This is a genomic window from Collimonas fungivorans (assembly GCF_028292705.1).
In the GTDB taxonomy this organism is placed as follows: Bacteria; Pseudomonadota; Gammaproteobacteria; order Burkholderiales; family Burkholderiaceae_D; genus Collimonas; species Collimonas fungivorans_B.
Genome location: NZ_JAQGLV010000186.1, coordinates 1 through 4,193 on the forward strand (window position 1 = coordinate 1; position 4,193 = coordinate 4,193).

6 protein-coding genes are annotated in these 4,193 nt (G+C 57.8%); 5 read left to right on the forward strand and 1 reads right to left on the reverse strand.

Annotation, left to right across the window (positions count from 1 at the left end; translation table 11 throughout):
• From JWQ61_RS10005 to JWQ61_RS10025, 5 genes are all read left to right on the forward strand, one after another.
• Window positions 1-813: alpha/beta fold hydrolase (locus JWQ61_RS10005; protein ID WP_304360401.1), on the forward strand; the 813-nt coding region annotated here is incomplete at its 5' end.
• Between the two features lie 279 nt (window positions 814-1,092).
• Window positions 1,093-1,992 carry a hypothetical protein gene (locus tag JWQ61_RS10010; RefSeq protein WP_304360402.1) on the forward strand — a complete coding sequence of 300 codons (900 nt, stop codon included), beginning with the start codon at window positions 1,093-1,095 and terminating at the stop codon, window positions 1,990-1,992.
• A 95-nt stretch (window positions 1,993-2,087) separates the two neighbouring features.
• Window positions 2,088-2,438 carry a hypothetical protein gene (locus JWQ61_RS10015; protein ID WP_304360403.1) on the forward strand — a complete coding sequence of 117 codons (351 nt, stop codon included), beginning with the start codon at window positions 2,088-2,090 and terminating at the stop codon, window positions 2,436-2,438.
• A gap of 37 nt (window positions 2,439-2,475) precedes the next feature.
• Window positions 2,476-2,934 carry a lysozyme inhibitor LprI family protein gene (locus JWQ61_RS10020; protein ID WP_304360404.1) on the forward strand — a complete coding sequence of 153 codons (459 nt, stop codon included), beginning with the start codon at window positions 2,476-2,478 and terminating at the stop codon, window positions 2,932-2,934.
• A 30-nt stretch (window positions 2,935-2,964) separates the two neighbouring features.
• Window positions 2,965-3,525: a VTT domain-containing protein gene (locus JWQ61_RS10025; RefSeq protein WP_304360405.1), complete on the forward strand. Its 561-nt coding sequence runs from the start codon at window positions 2,965-2,967 to the stop codon at window positions 3,523-3,525.
• A 35-nt stretch (window positions 3,526-3,560) separates the two neighbouring features.
• Here JWQ61_RS10025 and JWQ61_RS10030 read toward each other — a convergent pair.
• On the reverse strand, window positions 3,561-4,193 hold a 633-nt coding region (locus tag JWQ61_RS10030), incomplete at its 5' end, for a glycosyl hydrolase (protein WP_304360406.1).

The window sequence follows — 4,193 nt, forward strand, 5'->3', positions numbered from 1 at the left end:
ATTCTCCTGCATGGCTGGCCCTACGACATCCACAGTTTTGTCGACGTCGCTCCGTTGCTGGCGTCGGCAGGCTACCGGGTGATCGTCCCGCATCTGCGCGGCCACGGCACGACGCGTTTTCTTTCAGACGCGACCTTCCGCAACGCCCAGCAGTCGGTGGTAGCGCTCGACATCATCGCTTTGATGGACGCGCTCAAGATCGAGAAAGCGATCCTCGCCGGCTACGACTGGGGAGCGCGCACGGCCAACATCATCGCGGCGCTCTGGCCGGAGCGCTGCAAGGCCATGGTCTCGGTCAACGGCTATCTGATCAACAACCTTGAGCGCAACAAGATACCGCTGTCGCCGAAGGTGGAACACGGATGGTGGTATCAGTTTTATTTCGCCACGGAACGCGGCCGGGCGGGCTACGACAAAAACCGGCGCGAATTCGGGAATCTCATCTGGAAGGTCAATTCGCCGAAGTGGGACTTCGACGACACTACGTTCAACCGCTGCGCAGCCTCCTTCGACAACCCGGACTACATCAGCATCGTCATCCACAACTACCGCTGGCGGCTGAGCATCGCCGCAGGCGACCCTAAATACGACGAACTGGAACGACGGCTGGCGGCTGGCCCCGTCATCGCAGTGCCGACCATCACCCTCGACGGCGATTCCGATGGCGTGGCGCCGGCCTCGGACGGAACATCCTACGCCAGCAAGTTCTCTGGAAAACGGACTCACCGGATCATCAAGGGCGTCGGCCACAATCTGCCGCAGGAAGCACCCCAGGCATTCGCCGAGGCCGTTATCGAAGTCGATGGCTACTGATTGCATCCTGAGGGACGCCATTTCATGAAGCCAGTCGAGCTTTGGGAATGTCGTCCCGTACGCCTAGCCTGGCGAAGTTCATGACTATCGAAGGCCACACCCGAAGGACGCGGAACCGGCTGGTATCCCGAACTCAGCTATCCAAAATAAACAAAATGCTCTTTTTTCGTTAATATGGGGGCTTTACAAAAGCTTCGCCAGAACCTGATTCACAAGACTCCGTCTGGTGCGATTGCACACGACATGCTGCCACCCAGTTTTTTTGCGGAAGGAGTTGCAATGTCTCATCCGGTGTTTCTGAACGATTGCAGGCAGCCGGCAATGCCCAACGGCGAACGCAACGAATGGCGCGCATTCTGGGACGATCCAGGGATTGAACTGGAGGCGAAAAACGGTCCTCCGCTCTTATGGTGGTGCATCTATGGCGAGGCTGACCTGAAATTCGCCAGGATGATCGATGACTTTGATGTCGACGATGCGGAAGGAGAACGCGCGGAATTCCAGGCCGACGCGGAGAACCCGGAGGTCCCCTATCCCTACTTCGTCACCGGCAAGAAACAGGCGCTGGAACGGCTGGCGCTGCGCAAAGAAAAAGTGGTCACAGCCATTGGCGAACAATACCGCTCCATCTACGAGGCGTTCGAGAACCTGGTCGCCACGCATTTTGAAGGATTCCTCCTGCTCCGCACCGCCGGCTTGCCGGATATTTCGGATGGCGAACAATGGATGCGAGCCGGTGCGCAGAGCATGGACCGCCTGGACAACAATCATCCGCCGGAAGCCGGCGACCACTTTGCCGGCATGGCGGCGGACTTCCTTCGATGGAAAAACAGCGGCAACCCCGTGTGGATGCTTGGCGGCTCCGGTCCGCCAGATATCTGGCCCGATGCGGCGCTAAGCGCAACATTTCCTGAGAAAGGAAGGCGTACGCGCCTGACTGCGGGGGATGCCGATCCAGGCGAGCCGCAAGCGGCAACCAGGGATCGCTCTGGCCAGCGCAAGCCATCCAAGGTGGAAGAATGGCTGGCGCCCTTGTTTGTAGGGCTCGTCACGGCCTATGTCTACGTCTCCAGCCGCTCGATTTTTCTGGCAGTGCTGGCGTTTGCAGGAACGACTGCCCTTGCAGTCTGGCTGTCGTTGAAATGGCGCAACCGCGGCGGCGACAAAGACCCGCGGTGACAAAATACTTTTCACAACCGCTGAGTGGCAACAACGTCTCTATCGCAACGCAGGCCGACATGTTACTTTGACGCGAGACCACTTAAGGAATACTGATGAAAAAGAATCCTGTAATGCTGATCGGCATCGGCGTACTGTTGCTGGTTTTGGGCGCGATTCTCAGTTTCAGCAGCGGCCCGCCCAAGGCCGATGCCGTTTTGGCCCAGCAATGCCGCGATAGGCTGACCGCGGAGAAATCCGAACAGTCCTTGATCAAGCAATGTGAAGAGACCGCATTTGCAACGGCCATGACTGCTACCGATGCCCAGGCAGCTGCGCTCGCAATCAGCGCCGCCAACAACAGTGAAGTGGGTGGCAGCATGTTGTCGAAGTTTCTGCTGGGAGTCGGCATAGTGCTGCTTGCCGGCGGAATTTTCCTGAAACGCAAGCAAACCGCCCAGCCATAAAAACGGTGCAGAGTCCCATCCAATCCTGGAATCCGCATTGAAATCGAACTGTCGCCATCGGCTCGGTTGCCTCTTCATGCTCCTTACTCTCTGCGTGATGGGAGGGACACCGGCGTTCGCCGCCGCTCCGGCACAAGGCAAGGATAAAACCGCCGATGCGCTCGACGCATGCCTGTCAAGCGAGAAAACAGTCTCTACGGCCGACCAGACAGACTGTTATGCGGCGGCGCTCAAAACCTACGATAACCGGCTGAATGCCGCCTACCGGAAACTGATGCGGACCTTGCCGGCGCCCGCCGCGCAGAACCTGCGCGCGTCCCAGCGGGCGTGGATTGTTTTCCGGGATGCGGAGCTGCAGGCGCAGTCCGCCCTGTTTGAAACCCGGCATGGGACAATGTACGTACCGATGCAGGAATATGAGGGACTGGCTCTGACGCAAGAGCGTGCGTTGAGACTTGAATCCTACAATCGTGTGCTCGATACCGACGGTCCGTGACTTGGCCACCTTAACTTGTGAGACTTTGCCTTGCGCCCCTACAAACGGCTGTTGATCGTTGTTCTTTTTCTGTTGCTGCTGCTCGCCCTGTTTCAATTTTCCGGCCTGCGGGAACATTTCAATTTGACGTTCCTTCGTCAACAGATCGTCGACAATAAAGTTAGCGGCTTGCTGATCTTTATTTTATTGTTTTGCCTGGGTAACCTGATTCAGATACCCGGCTGGATATTTCTCGCGGCGGCGGTACTGGCCCTGGGCAAGACCTGGGGCGGCCTTGCAACCTATTTCGCGGCGGTCATTTCCTGTGTGTTTACTTTCCTGACAATCCGCTTCATCGGCGGCGACGCGTTCCGGGAATTAAAGAACCGTTATGCGTTGAAAATACTCCGCGGCCTCGATGCGCACCCGATTACAAGCATCGCGCTGTTAAGGATACTGTTTCAGACCGTTCCTGCCCTGAATTACGCGCTGGCCTTGTCGGGCGTGAAATTTTACAAATACCTGATCGGCACCCTGCTTGGTTTGCCGTTGCCGATCATGCTGTATTGCATATTCTTTGACTATATCGGCAAGGCGCTGCATTTGCATTAAAGCGCATGGCGGGTCGCTTCACCCGGTCGCTTCCATCAATGCGGAAGCGACAGATATAGCCGGCCAAGGTCCGTGAGCTGCCCGGGAGCGCCCAGCAAGCTGGTGAAATGGCTGTCGTTGTTCCAGCGGCCGGTAAACCATGCATAGCGAAATACATCGGCGCGCGCCTCGCAGACAGCCACCATGTCGGTCATCTGGGCCTTTTGCTTGGCAAGCGTGTCGATCTGCGCGCCGTCTGCTTGCGCATGCCAGTTGGCGAATTCGGTGACCCAGAACGGTTTGCCGTACTTGGCGAGGCGGTCGAGTTGCCCTGCCAGACCGTAGTCGTACCAATGGAACGCCAGGTAATCGATTTGCGGATCGCGGCTGCCGTTGGCGTTGCGATAGGCGGCATAGAAGGCATCCAGCCATACCACCGGATCGGCGTAACCCGGCATGGTGCCCCAGCTGATCGCCGGCCCGACTATCTTGACGCCGGTGTGCGCCGCGATCGCTTCGAAGCCAGGCCACAGGTTGGCGGCCTGCTGCGGCGTGAGATTGGATTGGTCGGACTGGTTGGGCTCGTTGAGTACCAGCAGATACTTGATTTGAGGATTCTTCTTGAGGGATGCTTCGATGCTGGCGGCGTCGTAGTTGCCGTTCCACAGCATCGGATAAAAATCCATCTG

Coding starts and splice junctions, on each gene's coding strand:
- JWQ61_RS10010 (WP_304360402.1), top strand. CDS start 1,093: ATGTCTCATCCGGTGTTTCTGAACGATTGCAGGCAGCCGGCAATGCCC.
- JWQ61_RS10015 (WP_304360403.1), top strand. CDS start 2,088: ATGAAAAAGAATCCTGTAATGCTGATCGGCATCGGCGTACTGTTGCTG.